The organism is uncultured Sneathiella sp. (assembly GCF_963976355.1).
Lineage (GTDB): Bacteria > Pseudomonadota > Alphaproteobacteria > Sneathiellales > Sneathiellaceae > Sneathiella.
In genome coordinates, this window is the sequence record NZ_CAXBKA010000001.1 from 318,826 (window position 1) to 343,623 (window position 24,798).

The 24,798-nt window shown below is 51.2% G+C and carries 19 protein-coding genes; 10 read left to right on the top strand and 9 right to left on the bottom strand.

Annotated elements, in window-relative coordinates; translation table 11 throughout:
* The first annotated feature begins 81 nt into the window (after positions 1-81).
* Both trxA and AAC599_RS01590 read left to right on the top strand, forming a co-directional pair.
* The gene (gene trxA / locus AAC599_RS01585; RefSeq protein WP_340148649.1) at positions 82-405 is read left to right on the top strand and encodes a thioredoxin; all 324 of its coding nucleotides are present in this window, start codon (positions 82-84) and stop codon (positions 403-405) included.
* A gap of 78 nt (positions 406-483) precedes the next feature.
* Entirely contained in the window at positions 484-1,377 is an 894-nt protein-coding gene (locus AAC599_RS01590; RefSeq protein ID WP_340148650.1) for an alpha/beta hydrolase, read from the top strand.
* Here AAC599_RS01590 and AAC599_RS01595 read toward each other — a convergent pair.
* Positions 1,374-2,867, bottom strand: a complete 1,494-nt coding sequence (locus AAC599_RS01595) for an AMP nucleosidase (protein WP_340148651.1) — start codon at positions 2,865-2,867, stop codon at positions 1,374-1,376. The genes AAC599_RS01590 and AAC599_RS01595 overlap by 4 nt on opposite strands.
* Before the next feature lie 117 nt (positions 2,868-2,984).
* Between AAC599_RS01595 and AAC599_RS01600 the strand changes: the two genes are divergently transcribed.
* Entirely contained in the window at positions 2,985-3,959 is a 975-nt protein-coding gene (locus AAC599_RS01600) for a tRNA-dihydrouridine synthase (protein ID WP_340148652.1), read from the top strand.
* Between the two features lie 41 nt (positions 3,960-4,000).
* Positions 4,001-4,519 carry a hypothetical protein gene (locus AAC599_RS01605; RefSeq protein ID WP_340148653.1) on the top strand — a complete coding sequence of 173 codons (519 nt, stop codon included), beginning with the start codon at positions 4,001-4,003 and terminating at the stop codon, positions 4,517-4,519.
* A 6-nt stretch (positions 4,520-4,525) separates the two neighbouring features.
* Here AAC599_RS01605 and AAC599_RS01610 read toward each other — a convergent pair whose 3' ends face one another.
* Positions 4,526-4,933, bottom strand: coding sequence for a VanZ family protein (locus AAC599_RS01610; protein ID WP_340149058.1), 408 nt, complete (start codon positions 4,931-4,933; stop codon positions 4,526-4,528).
* Positions 4,934-5,079: 146 nt separating this feature from the next.
* Here AAC599_RS01610 and AAC599_RS01615 point away from each other — a divergent pair, with 146 nt between their 5' ends.
* The 6 genes from AAC599_RS01615 to AAC599_RS01640 all read left to right on the top strand — a co-directional run bounded on the left by AAC599_RS01615 (position 5,080) and on the right by AAC599_RS01640 (position 13,666).
* Positions 5,080-6,552: an undecaprenyl-phosphate glucose phosphotransferase gene (locus AAC599_RS01615; RefSeq protein WP_340148654.1), complete on the top strand. Its 1,473-nt coding sequence runs from the start codon at positions 5,080-5,082 to the stop codon at positions 6,550-6,552.
* A gap of 315 nt (positions 6,553-6,867) precedes the next feature.
* The gene (locus AAC599_RS01620) at positions 6,868-8,514 is read left to right on the top strand and encodes an XrtA system polysaccharide chain length determinant (RefSeq protein WP_340148655.1); all 1,647 of its coding nucleotides are present in this window, start codon (positions 6,868-6,870) and stop codon (positions 8,512-8,514) included.
* 9 nt (positions 8,515-8,523) lie between these two features.
* Positions 8,524-9,336, top strand: a complete 813-nt coding sequence (locus AAC599_RS01625; protein ID WP_340148656.1) for a CpsD/CapB family tyrosine-protein kinase — start codon at positions 8,524-8,526, stop codon at positions 9,334-9,336.
* Between the two features lie 79 nt (positions 9,337-9,415).
* Complete coding sequence (gene xrtD / locus AAC599_RS01630; RefSeq protein ID WP_340148657.1) at positions 9,416-10,957, top strand: VPLPA-CTERM-specific exosortase XrtD; 1,542 nt, start codon at positions 9,416-9,418, stop codon at positions 10,955-10,957.
* A gap of 112 nt (positions 10,958-11,069) precedes the next feature.
* The gene (locus AAC599_RS01635) at positions 11,070-12,704 is read left to right on the top strand and encodes a hypothetical protein (RefSeq protein ID WP_340148658.1); all 1,635 of its coding nucleotides are present in this window, start codon (positions 11,070-11,072) and stop codon (positions 12,702-12,704) included.
* Complete coding sequence (locus AAC599_RS01640) at positions 12,701-13,666, top strand: glycosyltransferase family 2 protein (RefSeq protein ID WP_340148659.1); 966 nt, start codon at positions 12,701-12,703, stop codon at positions 13,664-13,666. Before AAC599_RS01635 ends, AAC599_RS01640 begins: the two co-directional genes overlap by 4 nt.
* Positions 13,667-13,784: 118 nt before the next feature.
* Here the strand turns inward: AAC599_RS01640 and AAC599_RS01645 are convergent, their stop codons facing one another.
* From AAC599_RS01645 to AAC599_RS01675, 7 genes are all read right to left on the bottom strand, one after another.
* On the bottom strand, positions 13,785-17,084 hold the full coding sequence (locus AAC599_RS01645; protein WP_340148660.1) for a VCBS domain-containing protein: 3,300 nt from the start codon (positions 17,082-17,084) through the stop codon (positions 13,785-13,787).
* 799 nt (positions 17,085-17,883) lie between these two features.
* Positions 17,884-18,792, bottom strand: a complete 909-nt coding sequence (locus AAC599_RS01650; protein WP_340148661.1) for a glycosyltransferase — start codon at positions 18,790-18,792, stop codon at positions 17,884-17,886.
* Between the two features lie 23 nt (positions 18,793-18,815).
* On the bottom strand, positions 18,816-20,234 hold the full coding sequence (locus AAC599_RS01655) for a hypothetical protein (RefSeq protein WP_340148662.1): 1,419 nt from the start codon (positions 20,232-20,234) through the stop codon (positions 18,816-18,818).
* Between the two features lie 290 nt (positions 20,235-20,524).
* Positions 20,525-21,589, bottom strand: a complete 1,065-nt coding sequence (locus AAC599_RS01660) for an acyltransferase (protein ID WP_340148663.1) — start codon at positions 21,587-21,589, stop codon at positions 20,525-20,527.
* A 147-nt stretch (positions 21,590-21,736) separates the two neighbouring features.
* On the bottom strand, positions 21,737-23,230 hold the full coding sequence (locus tag AAC599_RS01665; RefSeq protein WP_340148664.1) for an O-antigen translocase: 1,494 nt from the start codon (positions 23,228-23,230) through the stop codon (positions 21,737-21,739).
* On the bottom strand, positions 23,227-24,330 hold the full coding sequence (locus AAC599_RS01670; RefSeq protein WP_340148665.1) for a DegT/DnrJ/EryC1/StrS family aminotransferase: 1,104 nt from the start codon (positions 24,328-24,330) through the stop codon (positions 23,227-23,229). The genes AAC599_RS01665 and AAC599_RS01670 overlap by 4 nt, the downstream gene beginning before the upstream one ends.
* Positions 24,327-24,794 (bottom strand): acyltransferase, encoded by a 468-nt coding sequence (locus tag AAC599_RS01675; RefSeq protein WP_340148666.1) that lies wholly within the window; start codon positions 24,792-24,794, stop codon positions 24,327-24,329. Before AAC599_RS01675 ends, AAC599_RS01670 begins: the two co-directional genes overlap by 4 nt.
* Positions 24,795-24,798: the final 4 nt, after the last annotated feature.

Sequence of the window (24,798 nt, forward strand, 5' to 3'; positions counted from 1 at the left end):
GTGATACGTAATTATAGGCACAGGAAGTTTCCGCCGGGGTGCCGGAGAGCTTCGATATTTATTGCCTGAAATGAGGATATTATGACCACTACGAAAGTCACCGACGCTTCCTTCAAGGAAGATGTTTTAGATAGCTCTGGCCTGGTTCTGGTCGATTTCTGGGCAGAATGGTGCGGTCCTTGTAAGCAGATTGCCCCGGCCCTTGATTCAATCTCCAAGAGTGAAGAATTCGACGGTCTGAAGATTGCCAAGGTCAACATCGATGAAAACCCGAACACGCCGACGAAATATGGTGTGCGCGGCATTCCAACGCTGATGCTGTTCAAGGACGGACAGATTGCGGCGACGAAGGTCGGCGCATCTCCGGAAAGCGCGATTAAAGACTGGATCAAGTCGGCAAGCTGACGCGAAGCGCGGAAAAATGAATATGAAAAAGCGGGTCTTTCGGGCCCGCTTTTTTTAGTTAGAAAAGGACCCTCTTCCATGACAAATATGATCTGTAACGGCCTCTCCCTTGAGTATGAAACCTTCGGCGATGCCGGAAATCCGGCCGTCTTCCTGATCGCTGGCCTAGGGTTTCAGCTTATCGACTGGCCGACGGCCTTTTGCGAGAGCATCGCTGCAGAGGGATTTCTTGTCATCCGCTTCGATAATCGGGATATCGGCCTGTCGCAAAAGCTGGACGAAAAGGGGATCCCGGATCTTGGCCAAATCATGCAGCAGCTCCAGAACGGCGAGGCGCCCGCTGTGCCCTATCATTTAAGCCAGATGGCCGCCGACCTTACCGCGCTGATGGAGGGGCTTTCCATCGATCGGGCGCATATTGTCGGCATGTCGATGGGCGGCATGATTGCGCAGCTGATGGCGATTTTCTATCCGGAAAAAGTTCATTCCCTGACATCTATCATGTCGTCCAGCGGCAACCGGCAGCTTCCGCCGTCAACGCCTGCCGCAACGGCTGTCCTGATGACGGCCCCCGCCAGCCAGGACGTTGAGGATGTCGTGGAATTCGGCCTGAAGGTAAATGATGTCATCGGCAGTCCGGGCTATCGCTGGGACAGGGAGGAACTCCGGAACCATATTCGCGCCTGTGTGGCGCGGAATTATTCCCCGGCGGGGTATATGCGCCAGTATGCTGCGGTGCTTGCGTCGAACCCGCGGGTGTCGGAGCTGCCGGGCGTCACGGCGCCAACCCTCGTGATTCACGGAAAAGATGATGCGCTGGTGCCGCCGGAAGCGGGCATGGACACGGCGCGCCTTATTCCGGGCGCGAAGCTGGAACTGGTGACGGGAATGGGACACGACCTGTCACCAAGCCTGTGTGAACATCTCGCAGGCCTGATAATTCCGCATCTTGCGGCAAACAGATCGGCCTAGCGAAAGGCCGGTTCGTCAAAGCTGCGCAGCTTTCGGGAATGCAGGCTTTCAACGCCGCGCAGGCGAAGTTGCTGCAGGGTGTCAATCCCGATGTGAAGATGCTTTGCCGTGCGCCCTTCATAGAACTTGTTGGCCATGCCAGGGAGCTTGATTTCCCCGTGGATCGGCTTGTCGGAGACACATAGAAAGGTGCCGTAGGGAACCCGGAAGCGAAACCCGTTGGCGGCGATGGTGGCGCTTTCCATATCGACGGCAATGGCGCGGGACTGGTTGAATCTCACCGCCAGCTCCTTATGGCGCAGCTCCCAGTCGCGGTCATCTGTCGTATAGACGGTTCCGGTGCGGAAATGCTCCTTGATATCGCTGCCGCCGGAGGAAACATCAGCCGCGCGGGCGACCGCCTCGGTCAGGGCGACCTGTATTTCAGCAATGGCGGGGAGCGGAACGGAGGGGTGAATATCCTCATCCAGCACATGATCCTCGCGCACATAGGCATGGGCGAGGACAAAATCACCGAGCCGCTGAGTATGGCGCAACCCGCCGCAATGGCCGACCATCAGCCAGCAATGGGGCCTCAGAACTGCGATATGGTCGGTGATTGTCTTGGCGTTGGACGGCCCGACGCCGATATTGACCAGCGTAATGCCCATATGCTTTTCCCCGACCAGATGATAGGCGGGCATCTGGGGAAGATGGCTGGGGGCGATCCCGCTCACAGGCTCATCCGTCAGGTTCGGGTTAGGTGTAATGACATTCCCCGGCTCGACAAAGGCGCTATATTCACTCCCCTCCAGTACCTGTTTCTTGCCGTAATCGACAAATTCATCGACATAGCGCTGATAGTTGGTGAACAGCACGAAGCGCTGGAAATGCTCCGGGATGGTGCCGGTATAATGGGACAGGCGGGCAAGGGAGTAATCCACCCGTTCCGCGGTAAAAAGCGCCAGCGGACGGGGTATTCCCTCAACGGGGACATAGGTGCCATTGGCAATGCTGTCGTTGATGTTCGCCAGATCCGGCATGGTGAAGATGGCCTGAAGTGCCGGAATATCGTTGGCGGAAACATCGGAGGAGGCGGATTCAATAACGAAAGGGAGCGGCATCGGCCTGTCGCTCAGGCCGACATAGACCGGGCGCTGGTGATTCTTCAGGATCAGCCGGATCTGTTCCTTGTAATAACTCTCGAAAAGTTTCGGCTGCGTCAGCGTGGCGCCGAACGTGCCGGCGGCATCGATCTTGCCGTAAGATCGTTTTCCGGTGCGGTTGATATCCGTGGATTCAACGGTGAGGCCGAGATAGGGATAATAGGCCGGACCGGCCGGGCTGGTCCGGTCTCCCGCCTCGAACTCGGCAAATCGCGATTTTATTTTCTCGACATTTTCGTCATATAGAGCGGAAATTCGGTCAAATGCCGCCGTTTCATCCGTGAATTCCTGCAAATCCGTTACATTGCCGTGGTTTTGGTCCAGGCCAACCAGAAATTCACTCATTATGGGTCTTCCTTCTGCGGCGAGTTGCCCCTATGACAGCTCAAATATCTTTCATTCTTTACGTTTGTCGCTATTTTAACATTAAAATATGTCAAGGAAAATAGAGGAATAGACGCTTTGGCGACAGTCACGCTGGCCCCGATGGAAGGGGTCGTCGATGTATATATGCGCGATATTCTGACCCGCATTGGCGGCTTTGATCTCTGCGTCAGCGAATTTGTGCGCGTCAGCCAGAATCTGTTTCCGGCATCGGTCTTTTACAACTACTGCCCGGAGCTGAAGCAGGGCGGAAAAACCCCGGCAGGGGTTCCCGTGCATGTTCAGATCATGGGCGGCGAGGTTCAGGTCATGGCCGAGAATGCGGCCTTCGTTGCCGAGCTTGGCGCGCCGGGGATCGATATCAATTTCGGCTGTCCCGCCAAAACCGTGAACAGGCATGACGCCGGGGCGACCTTGCTGCAATGGCCGGACCGGCTCAATATGATTGTCTCGGCAGTTCGCAAGGCGGTGCCCGACACAGTCCCGGTTAGTGCAAAGATGCGGCTCGGCTTTTCCGAAAAGACTTTGGCCATGGAAAATGCCCTTGCCATCGCGGAAGGAGGAGCGGGGAAACTCACCGTTCATGCGCGCACCAAGATGGAGGGTTACAGGCCGCCCGCACATTGGGAGTATCTCCGCCCGATTGTCGAACGGCTGGACATTCCCGTTGTCGCCAATGGTGAAATCTGGACGCCCGATGACTATCGCAACTGCCGGAAAGTAAGTGGCTCGGAACATGTCATGATCGGCCGTGGCGTTATCGCCCGGCCCAGCCTTGGCCGTGAAATTGCCGCAGGCCGCGACAACAATACTGCACAGACGGCGTTCGACTGGATCAGAATTCTGGGGCTGATTGCCGAATATCATCATCTGATCAAGGCAATGAACAACCCTTGGCGCCAGGCGGGCCGGCTAAAGCAATGGATCAAGCTTCTGGCCCGGAGCTATGAGGAGGCAGGGCCTTTGTTTATGGCAATCCGCCGGTTTGACAATCCGCATGATATCCTGCGGGAAGTCGAGTTGACGCAGGAGCGGGTTCAGAGAGCAGCTTAAAGAGTCTGTCGGGCGTTTATTTGGGAATACGGGGGATCTTGGTGAAACGGGATATTGGTCTGGGGCGCTTTTTTGTGGTCGGCGCCAGCGTGGCTTTGCTTTTAAGTAGCTGTGCGGCACCTCCGCCGCCAGCGGAAGTACCGCTTGGTCAGGCCCTGCTGAAGGAAACAGGGTATGAACTGGGACCCGATAATCCCGTCCATCGAATTGAGGGCGGAGCTTGCGTGGCGGAAAGCCGTTATCAAGGAGAAAGCGGGCCTGTTCTTGTGATGGTCTGTGTTGTGCCGTTGGAGAAAGAAGGCGGTCGCATTCGGTACCGCATCAACTACAGCCCACCCGCTGCCGGCCACCGGATATGGAAAATCGATGCGAGCCTGCCGGATCAAACCCTCCAAAACCTCGGTATTATTGAAGAGCTGGAACGCAAATACGGGACGGCCAGCGCTTCGGACAGCGCGCATCAGTTCGCCTGGAAAGCAGGAACAGCGAATCTCGAAATTGAGGAAGATCGGTACGGCGTGCAGATTTCCCTATGGGATCGGTCCGTGAGGCAGGATTAAGGGGTTTCAGCGGCTCCGCCAATAGAGGAGGAGCGCCATGAGGGCCGCTCCCGCCGTAACGCCTGATAAATTTGCCACAATATCCAGAACTTCAAAGTCCCGCCCGGTAAATGGCTGGAGAAATTCGATTGCGATGCTTACGATGAGCGTAAGCGCGCAAAGCAGGCTTCGTTTATACCAGTTCCGCCCGGCGTGACAGCCTATATGGGCGACACAGGCATAAGCCGTAAAATGCCTGACTTTATCATTCACCAGGCCGGTGAAAGAAGGTTCGTTTCCAGGGGGTAGGAGGGATAACACCATAAGTGTAATGACGCCAAACCCCCACAGGAAATAAGCAAGACGGTAATTAATTTGGAACTTAGTAATATTCACAGACATTAGTGTTCCGGTCATGTGCAGTTTATAAAAAATTAACGATAATCAATGTAGGTTGTTATCAATAGATTCATGGTTTGTAGTATTTTCTGTAGGCGCCGTCGAGATAAGCTTTATCAGCCGAAGTATGACATTAGGTTTTTAAGCAGAGTGGCAATGGCGCCTGTTATCGGAGTAATTCATTGAACAAGATACCGGAGAAGGGACTGAGCGGCGGAAAGACCGTAGCCGAGGATGGACCCGTTTACGCTGGTGGATATCCCCTGTCTTCACGTGTCTTGTCGCGCATTTTCAATGTCCTGGATATACTCTGGCTGTTTTCGGCAGGATATGTCACCTATTATGTGGTTATCGGTGGGAACCTGCTCACTCACGACAAGTATCTATACGCCGTTGTTCTGACCCTGTTCATCTTTTTCTTTCTGGGGCGCTATGGCGGCATCTACTCCTTTTCAACGCTTCTTGCGCCGCTGACCAACCTGCCAAACCTCGCGATTGTCTGCATGACAACCTTTATGCTGCTGCTGGCAGTTGGCTTTTCGCTCAAAGTATCGGACGACTATTCGCGTATCTGGGTTTACAGCTTCGGATTGGCGTCTTTCGCCGTGATCCTGATCTACCGGCTGGTTGCTTTCTTTATCATTAATTATCTTGCAAGCCGCGGATTATGTACACGAAAAGTCGTTGTCCTGGGCGGTGGTAAACAGACAGAACAGTTGCTGCGGCAATTGGCGGATGAAAAACCTGTGGTGAACAAGGTTGTCGGCATTTTTGATGATCGCATCGGACGTGTTGCCCCGACGATTGCGGGCTATCCGTTGCTGGGGAACATTGATGCTCTGATCCAGTTCGTCCGCAAAAACCATGTTGATGACATCATTGTCGCGCTGCCCTGGAATGCAGATGAACGGCAGCTCGAAATCGTCAGCCGTCTTCGCCAGTTGCCAGCCCATGTGCATCTGGTCTCGGACTTGGTCGGTTTCCGTTTTCCCTATCGCCCGTCACCCAACCATTTTGGCGGTATCCCGATGATTGAGGTGGTAGATTCACCCCTGTCCGGTTTCAAGATTGTTGTAAAGGCTCTGGAAGATCGTATTCTTGGATCGCTGGCGCTGCTGGTCTTCTCGCCGGTCTTGCTGATAATTGCGCTGGCCATCCGGCTGGAGAGCAAGGGCCCGGTTTTATTTAAGCAAAAGCGTTATGGCTATAACAACAAGATATTTGAGATCTATAAATTCCGCTCTATGTACCATGACGGCGAAGAGCGCAAAAGGACGGTTCAGGCATCGAAGGATGATCCCCGTATTACGCGGGTTGGAAAATTTATCCGCCGGACCAGCCTGGATGAGTTGCCGCAGCTTTTTAATGTCGTCAATGGCACGATGTCGCTTGTTGGACCGCGACCGCATGCCATTGATCATAATGAGGAGTATTCGACCCTGATCGACGGCTATTTTGCCCGCCATAAGGTGAAGCCTGGCATTACCGGATGGGCGCAGGTAAAGGGCTATCGCGGCGAGACGGATACGCTGGAAAAAATGGAAGCCCGGGTGAATTATGATACTTACTATGTCGAGAACTGGTCGCTGTTTTTCGACCTTCAGATACTGGTTATGACGGTGTTCGTCGGATTTATAAATAAAAACGCCTATTAACCATATCATTACTTGACAATTGCACCGCCGATGCGGACAAAGGGACGGTTGAAAGTATGGTTTCTCCCGGTTTCCGAAGTCTTACAGATTTTATTCTGGACTGTCGGAACTGCCCAGGAGAACGTAAAAATTAGTATAATGTTGCTAATTTATATCATTTACCAACCATTCCTTAACTCTTTGAGCCTAAAAGGGCCTATGGTGTTTGTTGATCGACTTGAGGGGTTGTAAAATAATTAACCATAAGGATGAGCGGATAAAGCGCTGGACGAAAATTATTTACGTTGATTTAGTTGAACGGACTCGAGCAATAAAATGAGCCAGGATTTTGCAATACAGGAAGAAGAATCATCGCCGATAAATCTCGGGTCGATCATTAATGCGGCAAAGAGACGGTTTCTGTTTTTTCTGATTCCATTTGTTCTTATTATGATTGGAAGTGTGGTTGTCGGGCTTATTCTGCCGCCGACATATTCGTCGGAAGGCACCATTCTGGTTGAAACACAGCAAATCTCCACCGATCTTGTTGAATCGACTGTCAACACAGACCCTAATCAGCGCATCAAGATGATTGAGCAGCGGGTTATGACGCGGGAAAATTTGCTCAAGATCATCGACAAGTACAATGTTTACGGAAATGATCGCCGGGTCATGACAGTGTCCAGCCTTGTGGAAAGAATGCAGGCTAACATCTGGATTGATGTTATCACGTCGTCCATGGGCGCGGGTCGCCGGGGGGAGACGACAATTGCTTTCACCGTATCGTTCAATCATGAGAATCCCCAAATTGCAACGGATGTGGCGAATGAGCTGGTAACTCTCTTTCTGAGTGAAAATGTTCGCACGCGGACGGAACGGGCGACAGAAGCAACCGCTTTCCTTTCGGAAGAGGCTGAAAAAGTCCGCCGCCAGCTGGCGAAGGTTGAAAGCGAGATTGTTGCCTATAAGCAGAAAAACAAGGATGCCTTGCCGGAGCATCTCGGGTTGCGGCAAAATATGCTGGAACGCACTGAAGGCGAAATCCGGGATATGCGCCGGGATATTCGGGCGCTGGAAGAAGAAAAACGATATCTGCAGATTGAACTGACATCAGCTCGAACGGGCCGCTCGGCCGATGGCGGCCTGGAGCAATCCGAACTTGCGCGGAATCTGGCGACTCTTAAGGATAATCTGTTGGATGCGTCTACCCGTCTGACCGATTCACATCCCGACATTATTGCGCTGAAGAAACGTATTGCCGTTCTTGAAGCACAGGTGGAAGCGGAAACGGCAGAGGCTTTGGCCGCAGCAACCCAGGGGCAGTCAGCATCGAATAGTGCTTATAATCCGGTTGTTGAAACCCTTCAGGTCCGTATTGCTGCAACGGATGAGAAAATCGCCGAAATGCGTCAGCAGATAAATCAGGCGAGCAAGAGAGTTAAGGACCTTGAAGGGATTATACTGGAAATACCGCAGGTTGAGCGCGGGTTTGCAAGTCTGAACCGGACCTATGAAGACCTTCTGGACAAGTTGAATTCATTTGAATCCAAGCAGGCCCAGGCCCAGCTCTCCCAGAATCTTGAAGAAGAGAAAAAGGCCGAGCGCTTTGTGCTGCTTGAACCGCCTGTCGTGCCAACCGAGCCATGGTCACCGGATCGTCCGAAAATCATGGGCGTCGGCAGCTTGTTTGCGCTGGCCGTCGGGATTGGCGTTGTCTTCCTGATCGAGTTTTTTGATAAAAGAATTCGCAGTGCCTCGGAGCTGGAGGCTGTGCTGAAGCATCCGCCGATCGTTTCCATTCCTTATATTCACACCCAGGAAGAAGCGAGCAAGCAGCGGCTGAAAATTATTTTTTATGCACTCATACCTATTGCCGCGATCGCGCTGATACTTGTGGCGGTGCATTTTCTGTACGAGCCGCTGGATGAAATATTCTATAACCTCTGGGCGGCATTCGATAGACTCAGAGTCAGATTGTTTTAGGGGATTGACGTGGAACGCATTAAAGAAGCAATCGCCAAGGCGAGAGAAAAGCAGGGTGGCAGTGACCATCATGGGAGTGTGGCAAAGAAGATTGTCCAGAATCCCGAAATTGTTGATGGCCCGATTGTTTATAATCAGACGCGGGTGGTTGATCTTGATGTGTCGCATATGGAGAACCACCGGATCATCACGCTGGACAATGAGGATCCGAACTCAATCAGCTTTGATATTCTGAGAACACAGGTTCTGGCGAAGATGGAAGCGAACAACTGGCGGACCCTGGCGATCACATCGCCAACTCCGGGGTGCGGCAAGACGGTTGTGGCGATCAATCTGGCGCTGAGCATTGCGAAGCAGACGGATTACACGGCGCTTCTTGTTGATTTTGATTTGCGTCGTCCACGTGTTGCTTCGTATCTCGGGTTGCCGAAGGAAAATAGCTTTGCGGATTACCTTGATGGCAAGATCGAGTTTAATGATGCGTTGGTGAATCCGGGTATTCCGCGGTTTGTCGTGTTGCCGAACCGGCGTCCGGTGAAGAATTCGACGGAAGTTCTGACCTCGCGGAAGGTCAAGGCGATTGTTGACGATCTGCGGGAGCGGTATGAAAAGCGCATCTGTATTTTTGATCTACCACCGCTAAAGACAACGGATGATGCGATTGCCTTTATTCCGCAGGTCGATTGTGTGCTGATGGTGGTTTCAAGCGGGGAAACCAAGCCCGCCGAGGTTAAGGACTGCCGCCGGCAGCTTCAGTCGAGCAACCTGCTGGGTGTTGTTCTGAATAAATCCGAAGAAGTCGCCAAAACCTACTATTACTAGGTACTGGCAGAAACACATCTTCCTCTCCCATGCCTCCACCGCGTGACAGGCTCCATGGAACGGTAGCGAAAGTAGTCATATGGAATTGGCACTGCAACGCGTTGACTGGACCCGGTTCCTGCTGCCAATCTTTCTGTGTCTTGTCCTTGTTAGTTATATTCCGGACGGTTTGCTGCTGTGGGATGACTGGATAAATATAGAAGAGTTCAGCCATGGCCCGCTAATGCTGGCCGTCGCGCTCTATCTTCTATGGGCACGCCGCAGCCTTCTTGAGGCGAGCGATCGCCGCGGTAACTGGATCGGCGTTGCTCTCTGTGTTGTTGCCGTCGCCGTCTACGGTCTTGCGATAAAGGCAGGCGTCGAGAATATCCGCCATCTTAGCCTGCTTCTCATGATCTTTGGCCTGTTCATTACATTTGGCGGGGTGACGTATGGACGTTATGTGTTTCCGTCCCTGTTGCTGATCCCCTTCGTTGTGCCGCCCCCGGCCTTCCTGACCGCGAATCTGACATATGGCCTGCAGCTTCTGTCCACCGACATGAGCGTCGGAATGCTTCGTTTCGTCGGCATTTCCGTATTTCAGGACGGCAATATTATCGATATGGGAACGGTAAAGCTCGCGGTGGTCGAGGCATGCGCCGGTCTTCGTTATCTTTACCCGATGATCGGTCTCGGGGTGCTGCTGGCGATGCTGTTTGATATTCCGCTTTGGAAAAGGGGGCTTTTTATCGTTCTCGCCGCGATCGTGTCCGTGATCATGAACAGTGTCCGCATCTTTCTGACCGGCGCTTTTTCCGAATGGACCGATACGGCCATCTCGGACGGCTTTTTCCATCTGTTTGAAGGATGGGTCTTCTTTCTCGTTTCCTTCATGATCATGCTGGCCACCTGTTATCTGACGCTTAACCGGGGTGAAAAGGCAACAATCGGCGGCGGCGTGCTGAAGACCTCCCTACCGGACGAGGTGATTGCGGACAAGCCAGTCCGGATGGGTCCGGTAATCAGTGTTATGTTACCGTGTGCAGCATTCGTCCTCGCATCCCTGATTCTCAGGAGTATTGAGCCCGAAATACCCGATCGCCGCTCCTTTACCAGTTTTCCGCTGGTCTTAGATGGTATGATTGCGGAGGAGGATGTGTTGCCCGGCGTCGAGCAAACCATCCTGAATATGAGCGACTATTTCCTGGGTCATTATCGGAGTGAGGCAGCGGCGCCGATTACGCTTTTCATCGGATATTATGATCAGCAGTCCGCCGGTAGTACACCGCATTCACCCCGCGTCTGCATCCCGTCGGGAGGCTGGGAGATTGAGGAAATAACGGAGGTTACCCTGCAGAACGAGGGGCACTCTGTGGCGGTCAACCGGGTGCTGGTTACCCATGGGGAAGAAAAGCTGCTGGTTTACTATTGGTTCAAACAGCGCGGTGAGTATATGGCGAACGAATATATCGCGAAACTCAACCTGCTTTGGGGCGGGCTGTCTTCCGCCCGCACCGATGGTGCGTTGATCCGTTTGTCGGTGCCGATTGAGTCAACCAAATCGGAAGTGGCCGCGGAACAGGAGCTTAAATCATTTTCGCGCGCGCTTCTCGGAGTGCTTCCTGCCTATGTTCCTGATTGATGATGAAGTATATTGATCGCAAATATGTCCGCATCGGCGGGCTAAAATGTTATTTCCGTAATAGGAAAACAAGACGGGGTTTGCAAATTCACTCGTCAACAAGGAGAACGATATGCGAAGGCAAATAGGACTTTCCAGATATACAAGAACAGTTATTTGCTTCTTGGGTATTCTGCTGACCCAGATCGCCTGCGCCCAGAGTGGGGGATCCAGTATCCGACCTTCAGGTGAGGATGCAATGGTCATTGCCCATTGGAATGTGGTTGCGTTCCAGGCGATAGACGGTCCGTTTCAGTTCGGAATAGTTGCTTTCCATATCAACGGAGTTGATCGGGTTGACTATCAGATCAATGGTGGAGACGTACTTTCTGTCACCGACATGACCCTGAACAAGCGAACGAATACCTATGAATACTGGACGACAATTGATCCGGCAAAAATCGGTCCCCTTAATCCGGAAAATCCGATTGTTGAAATCAAGGCTACTGTCTTTCCTAAGACAGCAGGGATCCCGCGTGAGATGGATCCGATGTATTTCAATGTAAAACCGGCAGACGGAAGTCAGGATGCAATCGTCTGGGTGTCGGGCAAGGGGGATGATAAAAGGGGAGACGGCACAAAGGAAAACCCCTTCCGCCAGCCGGGACGGGCGCTTGAAGCGCTTGAGGACATAGAAGACGACCGGGATGAAGCCGTTTTCGGGGTCGTTTATCTTATGGAGGGTGAGTATATCTGGGGATCATCAGGTTATTCCGCGCCTGACACAGATTCGAGATGGGTCGAGATTGCGGCAGCGCCCGGTGTTGACAAGAGCAAGGCTGTGTTCAATGAAGATGACGGGGGCGGGTTCTTGCCGTTATTGTTGAAAGTAAAAGGCGTTACGATCAAGAATGTCTATTTCATTCCGGAAGGGGGCGAATATAGCAACCTGTGGCTGGAGGACAGCGATATGATTGGCCCCGGCGCAACCACAGGGGGCGGCTTTTACCATTCGCCGAGTTGGGATGAAGTTTTTTTCATTAATGTTCATCTTTCCGACTTCCCTAACGGAGCGACAGACCTTGCTATCGCCAGGAACGTCAAACTTACAAATATAGGATCTGACGCTTTCAGCGGGTCGCGATTGATCGTCAATAGTGAAGTAAACGGGATTGATCGTGGAGATACTCAGTTCCATCCGGACGTTTTCCAGATTTATTGCGGCAATGACGACATGGAAAATTTCATTATTTTCGGGCTCGTTGCGCGGGATGCCGAAGCACAGGGTATATTTGCAGGTGGGTGTTCTTCCCTCGACAATGTGGCCATTGTAAACGCTCTGCTGATTAGACCGCTGTTTTCGCGAGTCCCGTTTTTCTCGCAGTGGCATGTCCCTTCAAACCATTTGATCTTTTCGGGCATTACCATGCCGAACTCGACATTTCTCTGGCGTAATAATGAAGTGCGAAATGTGTTAATTGACAGCTCCGTCTTCTATGCCATGGGCGCGCCGTTCAAGGGTTATGGGTTTGACGATGACGCAATCGCCTACCAGAATACCCATTTGCTGCGACCGAGAGACGGGAGCATGCCGGTTGACGGGATCGATATCACTTCCGGTGATGCGGGCTTTCTCGATGAGGGCAAGGGCGATTTTACTCCTTCCGGAAAATCGGGTTTGCGCGGCCGTGTAAAAGCACCGTTCAGTAATGTTGATGTATATGGCAACCCCCGGAAAGGTCCGTCGACCATTGGGGCCATTGAATGACGAAAGAGAGTAGCGTGGAAAATCCGACAGTATCGATTATTGTAATCAGCTATAACACCCGCGATCTGACCCTTGACTGCATCCGATCGGTTTTTGAGCAGGCGAAGGATGTGACCTTTGAGGTTATTGTCCTCGACAATGCATCGACAGACGGTTCGGCGGAAGCAATTGCGGCGGAATTCCCGGATATAAACCTGATTGCCTCGAAAGAGAATGTCGGCTTTGCCAACGGCAATAATCTGGCGGCAAAACAGGCGACGGGGGAGTATATACTGCTGCTCAACCCCGACACTGTCGTGCTCGATCACGCCATCGACAATATTGTCCAGTTTGCGAATGCACATCCCAAGGCGGCCGTCTGGGGTGGCCGGACCCTGTTCGGGGATCGCAGCCTGAACGCGACCTCCTGCTGGCGGCGGATGACGGTCTGGTCCCTTTTTTGTTACGTTACCGGATTGAGCGGTATTTTCCCGTCGAGTGGCCTTTTCAATGCGGAAGGCTATGGCGGATGGAAGCGGGATACGGTTCGCGAAATCGATATTGTGACCGGCTGTTTCCTGCTGATGAAAAGAAATCTCTGGGAAGAGCTTGGCGGGTTTGATCGCCGGTTCTTCATGTATGGTGAGGATGCGGACCTTTGCCTGCGGGCAAAGAAGCGCGGCGGCCGACCGATGATCACGCCGGAGGCGACAATTGTCCACTACGGCGGGCAGTCGGAAAAAGTTGTTGCCGACAAGATGATCCGGCTGCTCACGGCAAAAGTGACGCTCATGCAGCAGCACTGGAATCCTGTCGCTAAAGTTTTCGGCTATATCCTGTTTTACTGCCTGCCGCTCAGCAAGATTTTGACTCATTGGCTCTATTCAACGCTCCTTCGCAAGAAGGACCGGAAAACCAACGCGGATACCTGGAAGGAAATCTGGACGAGACGGGGCGAGTGGCTGGCGGGCTTCAGCGCCTGAGCCGGAAATCTGATCTGGCACTCTGTATCATCAACAAAGAAGGGCCTCTTTTCTATCGGAAAGAGGCCCTTATAGTTTTTGGCTTTATGATGACGGGTCATCTCTGACCCGCCCCTTATCATGTCATGAAATCGCTACCGTCCAGATCGCTTGCGGAAACACCGATCAGCTGAATTTCCATGTCGATGGTGAAATCGCCATCGAGGTCGATAGAGAGTACATCCGTATTGTCATTGAAGGAGAAGGCAAAATCATCTGTGGCAAAACCTTCAAAGGACAGCATGTCGCCGTTTGTCGCATCGAAATCCATGATGACATCGCGATTGCCGTTGCCAATACCTGAGTCGCCAATTTCCGTGTAGACGAATGTATCCCGCCCTGCACCGCCGGAGAGCGTGTCTGCGCCATCGCCACCGACAAGGATGTCAGAACCGCCGAACCCAAACAGTTCGTCATCGCCGTCGAAGCCGAAGAGCAGATCGTTAGCAGAAGTACCTTCAATGTAGTCATCGCCAACTGTCGGCTCGTTATCATCTATGCTTGCAACCGTGGTTGAGAAGGCACTCAGCGTTCCGCCCAGGATATCTCCCAGCAGATTACTGATGTCCGCGCCCGCATTGATCCCGGCTGACAATGCAAAATCATCTGCATGAACCGAATTGATATTCATGTCATTGACAAAAACCTGGTCATAGGAAGATGTCGGGTAGCTCCCGGCATTCCACGGAACCGATGAGTCATAAGCAACCAGGTTGCCGCTCTGGCTGACACTGCTGCCATTCAGGACGAAAGAGTTTGAAATATTATTTTCAAGAACGCCGTTTGTTACGCCGGTCATGGCAATCCAGACTTCAAATCCTGTTGCGCTGTCCGGCGGAGAAATTACCGTGTTATCGTTAATTTCGACGCCATTAGCGTTCGTAACGGAAATACCATGATAGCCGGACTGGTAAATGACGTTGTTCTCAATAACCACATTCTGCATCGGCTGACCGCTGGTTGCGGTCATGAAGATGCCTTGAGTGTCGTAGCCATTGCCCTGGGTCATAAGGTTGTTGGTAATGACGATATCTACGTTTGACTGAAGGCCGGCTGTTACCCAGAACTGGACATAGTCAGAATGGTCACCAGTTGTATGGTAGAAATCATGGAAGTAGTTCCCGTCAATCTCCACACCTTGCACGCCTGAGAAGGTTACGCCATCAACACGAATGTCGTGGAACTCGTTATTAAAGATATTGATATTGTTCGAGCTGATAAAACCGGCACCGCCGGACATATTTGTAAATTCGCTATCTTCTACAGTAATGCCGTTTGAGTTCTTGACGATCAAGCCGGTAAAGCCTTCCGCCATTCCGGTGCTGCGAGATGTACTGACGAAGCTGTCAGAAATAACGATGTCAGAGCTGTTATCAATTGTGATGAGATATTCACCCCATGAACCGGACGGAGCATCATTGGAGACAACGTCCAGGCTGTTAAACTCGATGTTTGAAGAGTTCCGGACCGAAATTGACTCAAAATGAGCGGGATTATTCGGGCTTGCCGATGTAATGACGACAGGGGAAGAGAAGTTATAGTTATTCAAGTTGATCGTGCCATAGTCCCCGGGCGCCAGTTCAATCGTATATCCGGCAACATTCCCTGAAAGTGCCTGAATAAGTCCAGCTGTGCTGCTGACCTCAATCACGCCAAGTGTCGGTGTTGAACCGCCGCCTGTATTTCCGCCGGTTCCGCCACCGGTATTCGGGGTCGTCGGTTCGTTTCGCCCATTGATATCGACGGTAACTTCGGAAGTTGTGCCATCGATTGTACGGACGGTAAAGGTTTCCGTTACGACTTCACCCGTGTCGAGCCAGTCCAGATCATCGGAATCAGTTAGCGTATAGGTCCAATTGCCATCTTCGGAGATTGTGAAGCTGCCATAATCTCCGTTTTCGGTATCTTCCTGAAAACCGCTTTCACCTGCATCCGCATCCGCAGCGTTGAGTTTGCCGCTGGTTGTCAGATCGACATCTTCCGTGACTTCGCCATTTGATGTACCGGTAACAACAGCTTCACTGTTGTCTGCGTCATCCGGCTCGTCAGGAACGTTCGGGATATTCGGAATGGTAACGTCATCCGGAGTATCGACGACCTGGTCTCCGCCTGTAGCAGGCCGGCCGGACGATCCCGTGCCATCAGCCTGTCCGTCAATATAGAACATGCGCTCTACGATGGTGGAGTTCGGATCTATTGTGACCGCTTTGTCAATAACGGTGACAGCGGCGATCTCGCCATTGAATGTGCTGCCCCAAGGCGTGCCGCCCGCGGTGACATCCCAAAATGCGGCTTCATCAATCACGACGCCTTCGTTCGGGCCGGTATAAACTTCATTTCCGTTGTGCCAGACTTGAATCTCGTCGTTGGATACGATGACCTGGATGTCCTGCCAGCCCGTCTCCGTAATGAGGTTGTCAAACGTCAGCCTCAGGTCCTGCCCGCCCTCTTTATTAAGCTCGACAGTGAGGGTGCTTCCCCGAACCAGCAAGGCATACTGGCCGAAGTTGTTGAGAAGAACCTGCCGGTCATTACTGATCTCCGTAACGTTGAATACGGTATTCAGGGTCATGTTTGACATCGAGAAGTAATCCGCACTCCGACCCAGGTTCTGGTAACCGGAACCGAAGTCGGCGGCGGCGGATTGTAGAATTTCTTCGTCCGACTGTCCGACATTCGTCGAAGGAGCTTCTTCTTCGGGCTGCTCTACTGGCGTTTCGTCAACGACCTCTTCGGGTGTTTCCTCTTCGGGCTGCTCTACCGGGGTCTCATCCACAACCTCATCGGGAGGGGTTGTCGGTTCATTGTTGTTATTTTCATCCCAGACGTAACCGTCGCTATCAAGATTTTCCATTCTTGCGACAAGGGAGTCCTCTGGATCGACCGAAACCGGATAATCCAGTACAGTCACGTCGGCTATTTGCCCGTTAAACGCGGCCCCCCATGGAGTTCCGCCTGCAGTAACGTCCCAAAAAGACGCGTTTTCAACAACAAGGCCTTCGCTGGATCCTGAATGAAGTGTTTCGCCATTAAGCAAAATATCAAGCGTACCGGTTTCGTCATTGACGATCACATGTACGTCTTGCCAGCCGTTATCGGTAATTGCGTCTCTGAAAGTGAGTGTACGATCCTGACCATTCTCGGTATTGAGTTGGATAATAAGATCGTCATTTCTTAAAGATATGGAATATTGACCAAAGTTATTAAGCAGTACCTGATAGCCACTTGCCAGGTCGGCCGGTTTGAAAGTGACCCCCAACGTGTAGCTTGTCATTGAGAAATAATCGGCGCTGCGTCCAAGATTTTGATATCCCGCGCCGAAGGCACCTGCGGCGGACTCTAGCTTATTAAGATCAGTTTGTGATAATTCTATTGCCATAATGGTATGCGCTCCAAGCGTCACGTATTAATGTCGTAAAGCGTATTAAAAAAGGAAAAATTTAAAATCTGGTTACAAACTACGGAAAACTTTCGCTTTTTCTGCATTATGGGGACCCGAAAATAGCTCTGCCATATATGCGGATTTTCTTTTCCCGAAGTAAGTAATAAATTTTTAACCTTAAAGTAAAACATCCATACGTCGCTTAAAAATTTGTTGTTCCAAAATTTATTTTCGAAAAAATTCAAAAATAAAGGCTGATTTCAAAATTTAATATAAAATTTATGAAATGGTTTTCGTTTAAAGGCGCATTCTACGTCTTCAGTATGATCGCATTATCTTGATTAATTTGGGCAACAATGTGACTGATTAAACGGGTTGCGATAAAAAATGCAACTTTTATCCCGGTCGGAAAATAGTATAAAATACAGAATGTATTGAATATGGAAATTTTGCAATATAATAAGTAAAATATAAATATATTATTATATTTTATTGAATAAAATATTAAATAAATGGTTATTACTTTGAATAATTTAATGAAAATAAACTTCAATAACCCATGTATATTTATGCTTATTGTAAATATTGATGTAAGTATTTAATATCTATGTATTATATGGCTTGATATATCATTTAAATAGTCTCACCGGGTTACCTCACCATCAAAGTGCTTTTCAGGCGTCAAAAATTTTTTTCAACATGCGTTGCAATAATGAATCTCTGACGCGGATTTTATGGCCAAATCGGGCACGCGGCCACTTTTTTGACACAATTCACTGCAGATCAAATCGCCTTTTCAGGCATTGGTCCAGTACTTGTTCGGGTCTATCTTTTCTTGCCCGCTCAAATAAAAGCCTGTCATTATTTTAGCGCGAAAAAGCCGACACCAGAAAAGCACCAAAATGGATTTTAGCCGGTCAGATAAAAAGGGAAATTTATCGCTACGCAGCGCCTTCAGACTGTGGGGAATTGCAGACAAGGCTGTGGCCGCGCAAAGGGCTGGCCATTTGATGGAAAAGAGAGGCTTCTTTTTCCAGACATTAAATGTCATGGCGGATTGGCGTCGCCATTTCGCGCGTAATTCTTCCAGTGTGGCGCGGGCCGGATGATTCACGATGCAGTCATCCCCGAATTGGAACGTCGCTCCCGCGGCGAAGGCCCTTCGACACCAGTCAGTATCCTCCGCAATATCTGCTACAAAAGGACCGACTTCATTAAACAGAGCGCGGCTTGTCCATAGATTTCCGGTTGCGGCGTCACCTTTTACAGCGTGGGATTCCTGATCCATCGCATAAATGATATCGAATGATTCCACATAGTTTGGATGGGCGTTCTTCGGATAATAGGCGATCTTGCCGGCAAGGACGCTTCTCTCGCCGTTTTGTGTCATGTGGGCGAGGCCGGTTTTCACAAAGTCCGGATCAAGCAGGCAGTCACAGTCAGTGAACGCAATATACTCTCCGCGGGCCTCTGCCACTCCGGCATTACGTGCGGGTCCCGCACCGCGTTTCGTCTCGACAACCAGCTTGAGATTGAGGTCAAACGCCTCCAGCCCGGTGGGCGGAAAATCAGAGTTATTGTCGCAAATAATGATTTCGACCTTTTGCATATCAAAGTGCTGCTTTTGCAGTGACGCCAGGCAGGCGGACAGTCCTACCGGATCGTTGAAATGCGGAATAACGACACTAAGCTCAAAATCACTCATAGAGGTTTTGCTCGCCTACTAAATTATCTGTGGTTATTTAATCTCGGCCCATCCGGCCGGGCACGGGATAGCGGCTCAGTATTAAGGACGACGCCACGTTCCGGCGAGGGAGCGGCGGCGGGGGTGTCCTCGCTTTTCAAATGCTCCCGGATCTTCGCGCGCCGGGTTTCAATGGCCGTTGTCGCGAGAGATACGGAAGTCCCCAGGAACAGGAAGAAGGCAACCTCCGTCTGGCCAAAATAGGATACGGCGAAAAATCCCGCGACATTGGCAAAGAGCATCGTACCCGAGGCCCACAATATGATCAGCTCAGTTTTGGAATTAGCGCCCCGCATTGCCTTTCCGAGAATCCAGAAGATCGAGCCCAGCAGGAATACATACAAACCGAGCCCCAGAATACCGGCGCGAACGCCTTCCAGCACATACTGATTGGTTACATCTTCAAGGCCCATTCCCCAATGTGCGGTGGACTCCGTTCCAATTGCCCACCATTCCCAGAAATTGGCCACCGCTTTGTCCATGAGATGATAGCGATGCCAACCGGTAGAGCCACCGACCACATTCATGCGGGCAATAAGGTGCCATACCGGCTTGTCCATGATCATATGAAGCGAGAGAACAAGCGCTACCAAACCCCATCTGGCATAGCTCATATATCGGCGCAGGTAGTAAAAAGAAAATCCGATGACCGCAAAAATCAGCGCCATGACAGGCGTGCTGGATGCCGTATTCATAATAATGCCGAGAATACAGATAATGTAAACGGCAAGAGCGGTCCGCGGTATTGCCTTTGTGAACCACATGGCCCCGAGCCACGGAACAACATTAGCCCAGAATACGCCCGCCATGATCGGGTGTGTAAACGGCCCTTGGCAGCGCAGTCTGCCATTACGAATAAGTGTGCGCTCCGGGACGCCGCCAAATTCGGCAAATATGTTTCTTCCGTTAAACCTCTCAAAAAGGAAAACGCCGACCATGGGGATCGATGCAATGCCCAGCAGGCCGATCAGTCGCCTGAGGTCAAACATGTCTTTCAGATAAATTCGGGCGAGGAAATAGCAGCCAACGACTTCAAACATGTAGCCGGTTCGTGTAATGAGGCCCGAGAACCCATCCCTAAGCATTGTATAGGCGATGATTGCCCATATTGCCCAGAGAATGATGACCTTGTCTGGAAGCTGGAAGGTAAAGTCTGTATATTCCCTCCGGATAAAAACACGGAGGAACCCGGTCAGGACAACAAGCCGGATAAAAGTTAAATCAAGATCGGCGACGATAAAACGCTGAGCGCTTGGAATGGCCATTAATAAAATGACAAGCGGGAAAATCGCCCAGTTGCGGCGAACGACCAGGGTCAGGATCACGCAGCAGATCAGAATCGCGACACCTGCCGGCTGGACAGTCGATATGCCATACCATTTAGCTGCTAAAGTAGGATCCATAGGTGATGTCTCGTTCTGTCTTCTGGGCCTGAGTGTGCTATGCGTTCAGGTAAATTGATTTTGCTATTCAATCGGGATTTACTCTATCCTTGAATTTAATCCCCCAAGGCCGGAACCGTTGGACTGAACAGTAGTTATAAGATGTCCAAGTTTACTCTATGGCGTCTAAAGATAATATTAACTACCATTACATAGTTGTGAAAAATGTATCGCCCAATCTAGACCAAAATGATCAAACTAGCCAGTCAACAGACATCAATTTTTCGAATGCTGTCGCCCTGCCGCGCCCCCTAAACAGGCGCTTTCCTGACATCAAGGCGCTTCTTTAGGGAAAGAGCGCGACTTTCGACCAGATGCCATGAAAGAATGGCGAAAATAAGGGTTATGGGGAATGCAATCAGCATGTTCATCTGTGGCGTCATGGGGCCAAAATAATATACCGCCAGCTGTTGCATGGGAAAGGCGTATATATAAACCCCGTATGAGTAATCTCCGAGCTTGTTGTATTGCTCAAATCGCAAACTCTCCAAAAAGCCGACACTCACCAGAAAATACCCGATTGTAAGGTAAAACACTTCGTTGAAAATGAACGTGTCAACGAACAGGAAGGAGGATGCAAACAGGATGAGAGAGACCGGGAGGAAGACCGGAATTCTCTCCCGATAATTGAAAAACACGATACCAACCATGAATGGGAAGCCAAGGTCGGCGAGGAGAATAATTCTCGTAGGCAGCATATGTTCATAAACATTCACGGCGACATAGAACGCCATAAATGCGGCAAGCGACGCGAGAAATAATCTTTGCGACCGGAACGCCCCCAACAGACCAATGACGGCCACTCCAAAATAGCAGGCAACTTCGTAAAACAACGTCCAGAGCGATCCGTTAATCGCCTGGCCAACGGGGTTTTGATCAAAAACTCCGGGCAGGTCATACTGCATAAACGCCAGAGACATATTGCCGGGTATGTATGTCAGGGTCGCTGGTGACAATAAGTATGCGTCAAGGGGTAACTGCGTTACGAGCGGCCCAAGCAGCAGAGCGGTTAAGGTAAGCACAACGAAAAGCGCCGGAAAAATCCGGACGGCGCGCGCTATGAAAAAACCTGCGAGCGATTTGCTGCGGGTGAAGCTCATGGAAACGAGAAACCCGGACAGAATAAAAAATATTCCAACGGCAATTTCACCAAGCGTCATCCCAAGCTGGGTTTCAAATGGTTCGACGGCGTCGGAGCCGGATGTAATCGGAAAGGCGTGCGAGATGAGGACCGCGGACGCGGCCACCATGCGTATCAAATTGAGATTGTTATTCCGGCCGGCGGATATCTCGCTTAATCTGGGAATTTGGCTCATTTAATCCGGCTCATCTGCCTTTTCACATACGACCCTGCTGTCATCTTACAGCAATGTGTCTGAAGAACATTTATATATGTTTAAGCCGTGAAAGGTCTAATTTGTTCTTTGGCAATTGGTAAATCTCGGGATTCCGGGCGGATGCCTCTATTTCCTGTATCTTGCCTTGAGCTCCGCAAAAAAAACCGACACTTGTGCATCCATTCCGGTAATTTTCAGTATTTTCTGCAGGCTGTACAGGCCGAAGGCAACGCCGATAACGCCGCTGACAATGGCAGTTAGAAGTTCGGAATGAAGCGTCGCCGCAAAAATACCGAACATCGAGACAGAGGTAATCGTGAACAGAATCAGAACCAGGCGCGTCCACAGGAAGCCGGTCAGCCGACCAACGAGCAGCAACATAACCGCGAGGTACAGGACGTAGCTGGCAAAAAACATTAACCCCGTTGCTTCCAGTCCGACGATCGGCAGGCCATAATATATCAGACCAAGATATGAGCTGACCCACATTAACTCGGTGACAAAGAATAACCGGGAGTGCCCGCGGGCTATTAACACATATCCAAGCGGCCAGCTTGCAACCTTGAATAAATCTCCGCACAGCTGCCAGCGCAGCAATGGCACGGATTCCACAAATTCTGCGGAATAGAGCAGGTTGATAACAATGGGAGTCCAGCCCAGCATGATGATCAACGGCGGACCTGCCATCATCAACGCCATCTCGGTCTGATCATTGACCAGTGAGTTGGATGTCTTAACATCCTTGATGTTGGCGGCGAGCTTTGGATAATAATCTGCTGCCATGGCGCTCAGGATCAACCCGATATAGGTGACCGAGATTGCCCAGGATGCCTGGAAATAACCCGTAGCCTCGAGGCCGAAATCCTGCGTTACCCATATCCTGACAGCGAGCTGGGAAATCGCCTGCATAACGCCGGAACTCATCATCACAATGCCGAGCAGGAACATGCCGCGCCATTCGTGGTAAATTCTTTTCAGGCTAAAAACCATATGGCCCGGACGAGGTAGCTTGGCAGCGTAGTATGAGCCAATAACGATTGTTGCCAGAGGTCCGACAATGACAAAAATGATAATGCCCTGCTCTTTCCAGAGCACCACGGCGCCAACGCCGATAACCGCGGAGACAACCGAGCTGATAATTGTTGCCCGCGCAAGATCTCCGATACGGCGCATGCCTTGCAACAAGGCATATTGAGCCCCACACAGAACGGATAGAAAGACACCTATTCCAAGAAGGCTGATCAGGGTCGCGTTTTCCGTACTGTCAAACAGCAACTCCGAAATCTGATTTCGAAAAACCCAGAAGACAAGACCACCAAGTATCCCGAGAAACAGATTTGCATACCAAAGGGCACGGCGGACATAGGGAAGCTTTTCTTCATCATCCGTCGAAGCGGCAATCTGGCGGACGCCACTTGAATTCAGGCCCATGCCGGCGACGGATGCGCCCATGGTCATGGCGCTGGTCAGGACTCCGATCAGACCGACGCCTGTCGGGCCAAGAACCACGGCCAGCACTTTTATTCGAACCACGCCAATAAGGATTTTGAGGAAGCTTGCGCCTCCCATGATGAAAGTTGAGCGCAGAATTTCCTTATAGGAGGTGCGGCTTTCGCTCATTTTTTATTTAGGGAATTGGCGCATTCGCAAACATATTTCACTTCTTCTTCGGTGATATGTGGTCCGATGGGGATGCTCATGACTTCTTTTGCCATGGCTTCCGCAATCGGAAAGTCGCCAACGCCGTAGTTCAGTTCGGAATATGCATCCTGCAGATGCGGGGGAATCGGATAGTGGATGAATGTCGCGACACCCTGTTCCTGCAATGCACTCATGGTGGCTTCCCGCTGAGAAGTGCGAACAATATACTGATGCCATACAGGTTTCGCCCAGTTAGGCGCGAACGGAAGTCGCCAATCGGAATTTTGCAAATGCTTTGAATAGTAGGCGGCAACTTTGCTCCGCCGGTCATTCCACTCATCCAGATATTTCAGCTTAACATCAAGAACAGCGGCGTGAATGGGGTCGAGGCGGCTGTTATACCCTTTGACCTCGTTAACATATTTCTGCCCGCTGCCATAATTGCGGAGAATTTTGACCTTGTTAAAAAGCTCTGCATTATCTGTCGTAACAGCACCGCCATCTCCAAAGGCACCCAGATTTTTACCGGGATAAAAACTCCAGGCGACCGCATCGCCATGTGCGCCGACCTTTTTCTCGCGATATCGCGCGCCGTGGCTTTGCGCGGCATCTTCCAGAACATACAATCCGTGCTTTCTGGCGATGGCAATAATCGGATCCATGTCTGCCGGTTGTCCGTATAGATGCGTCGGCAGGATGACCTTTGTATTCGGAGTTATCGCGGCTTCTATTTTGTTCGGGTCAAGATTATAGGTTTGCTCGTCCGGTTCCACGATAATCGGCTTTGCGCCGCATTGCGTCACGGCTAGCCATGTCGCGATATAGGTGTTGGAGGCGACGATAACCTCGTCTCCCGGACCGACCGACATGGCACGCAGCGCAAGATGAAGGGCGTCAAGGCCGTTTCCAACGCCTGCGCAATAGTTAGCCTCACAATAGGCCGCGTAATTCTCTTCGAATTTTTCGACTTCTTCGCCAAGGATGAACCAGCCCGATGCGCAAACTCTGGCGACGGCTTCATCGATTTCGTCCTTGAGCTCCAGATAGGGCGATTTCATATCCAGGAAGGGAATATTCATGACTGTCTACTCTGTAATTTCCGTGCAGGGTTGCCAACAACAACCTCTCCATCGTCTATATTCCGCGTTACTACGGCGCCGGCGCCGATCATGGCATGGCGGCCGATGCGAATTCCGGGCAGGATGGTTGCATTGGCGCCGATACTTGCGCCGGCACAAACAGTTGTGCGCAGAAACGCTTCCGGAATCTGCCGGGACCGGGGGGTCAGGTCATTTGTAAAGGTTGCATTCGGCCCGAGGAAGACGTCATTCTCGATCGTAATGCCATCCCAAAGAAAGACACCGTTCTTGATCGTTACCCGATCGCCGATCGTCACATCATTTTCTATAAAGGTATGCGAACATATATTGCAATCGCGTCCGATAACCGCCTCAGGCAGGACGACAGAAAATTGCCATATGCGAGTGCCGTCCCCGATTGAACTTGACTGAACATCGGCCAGCTTATGTATCATTGTTCCCATAATC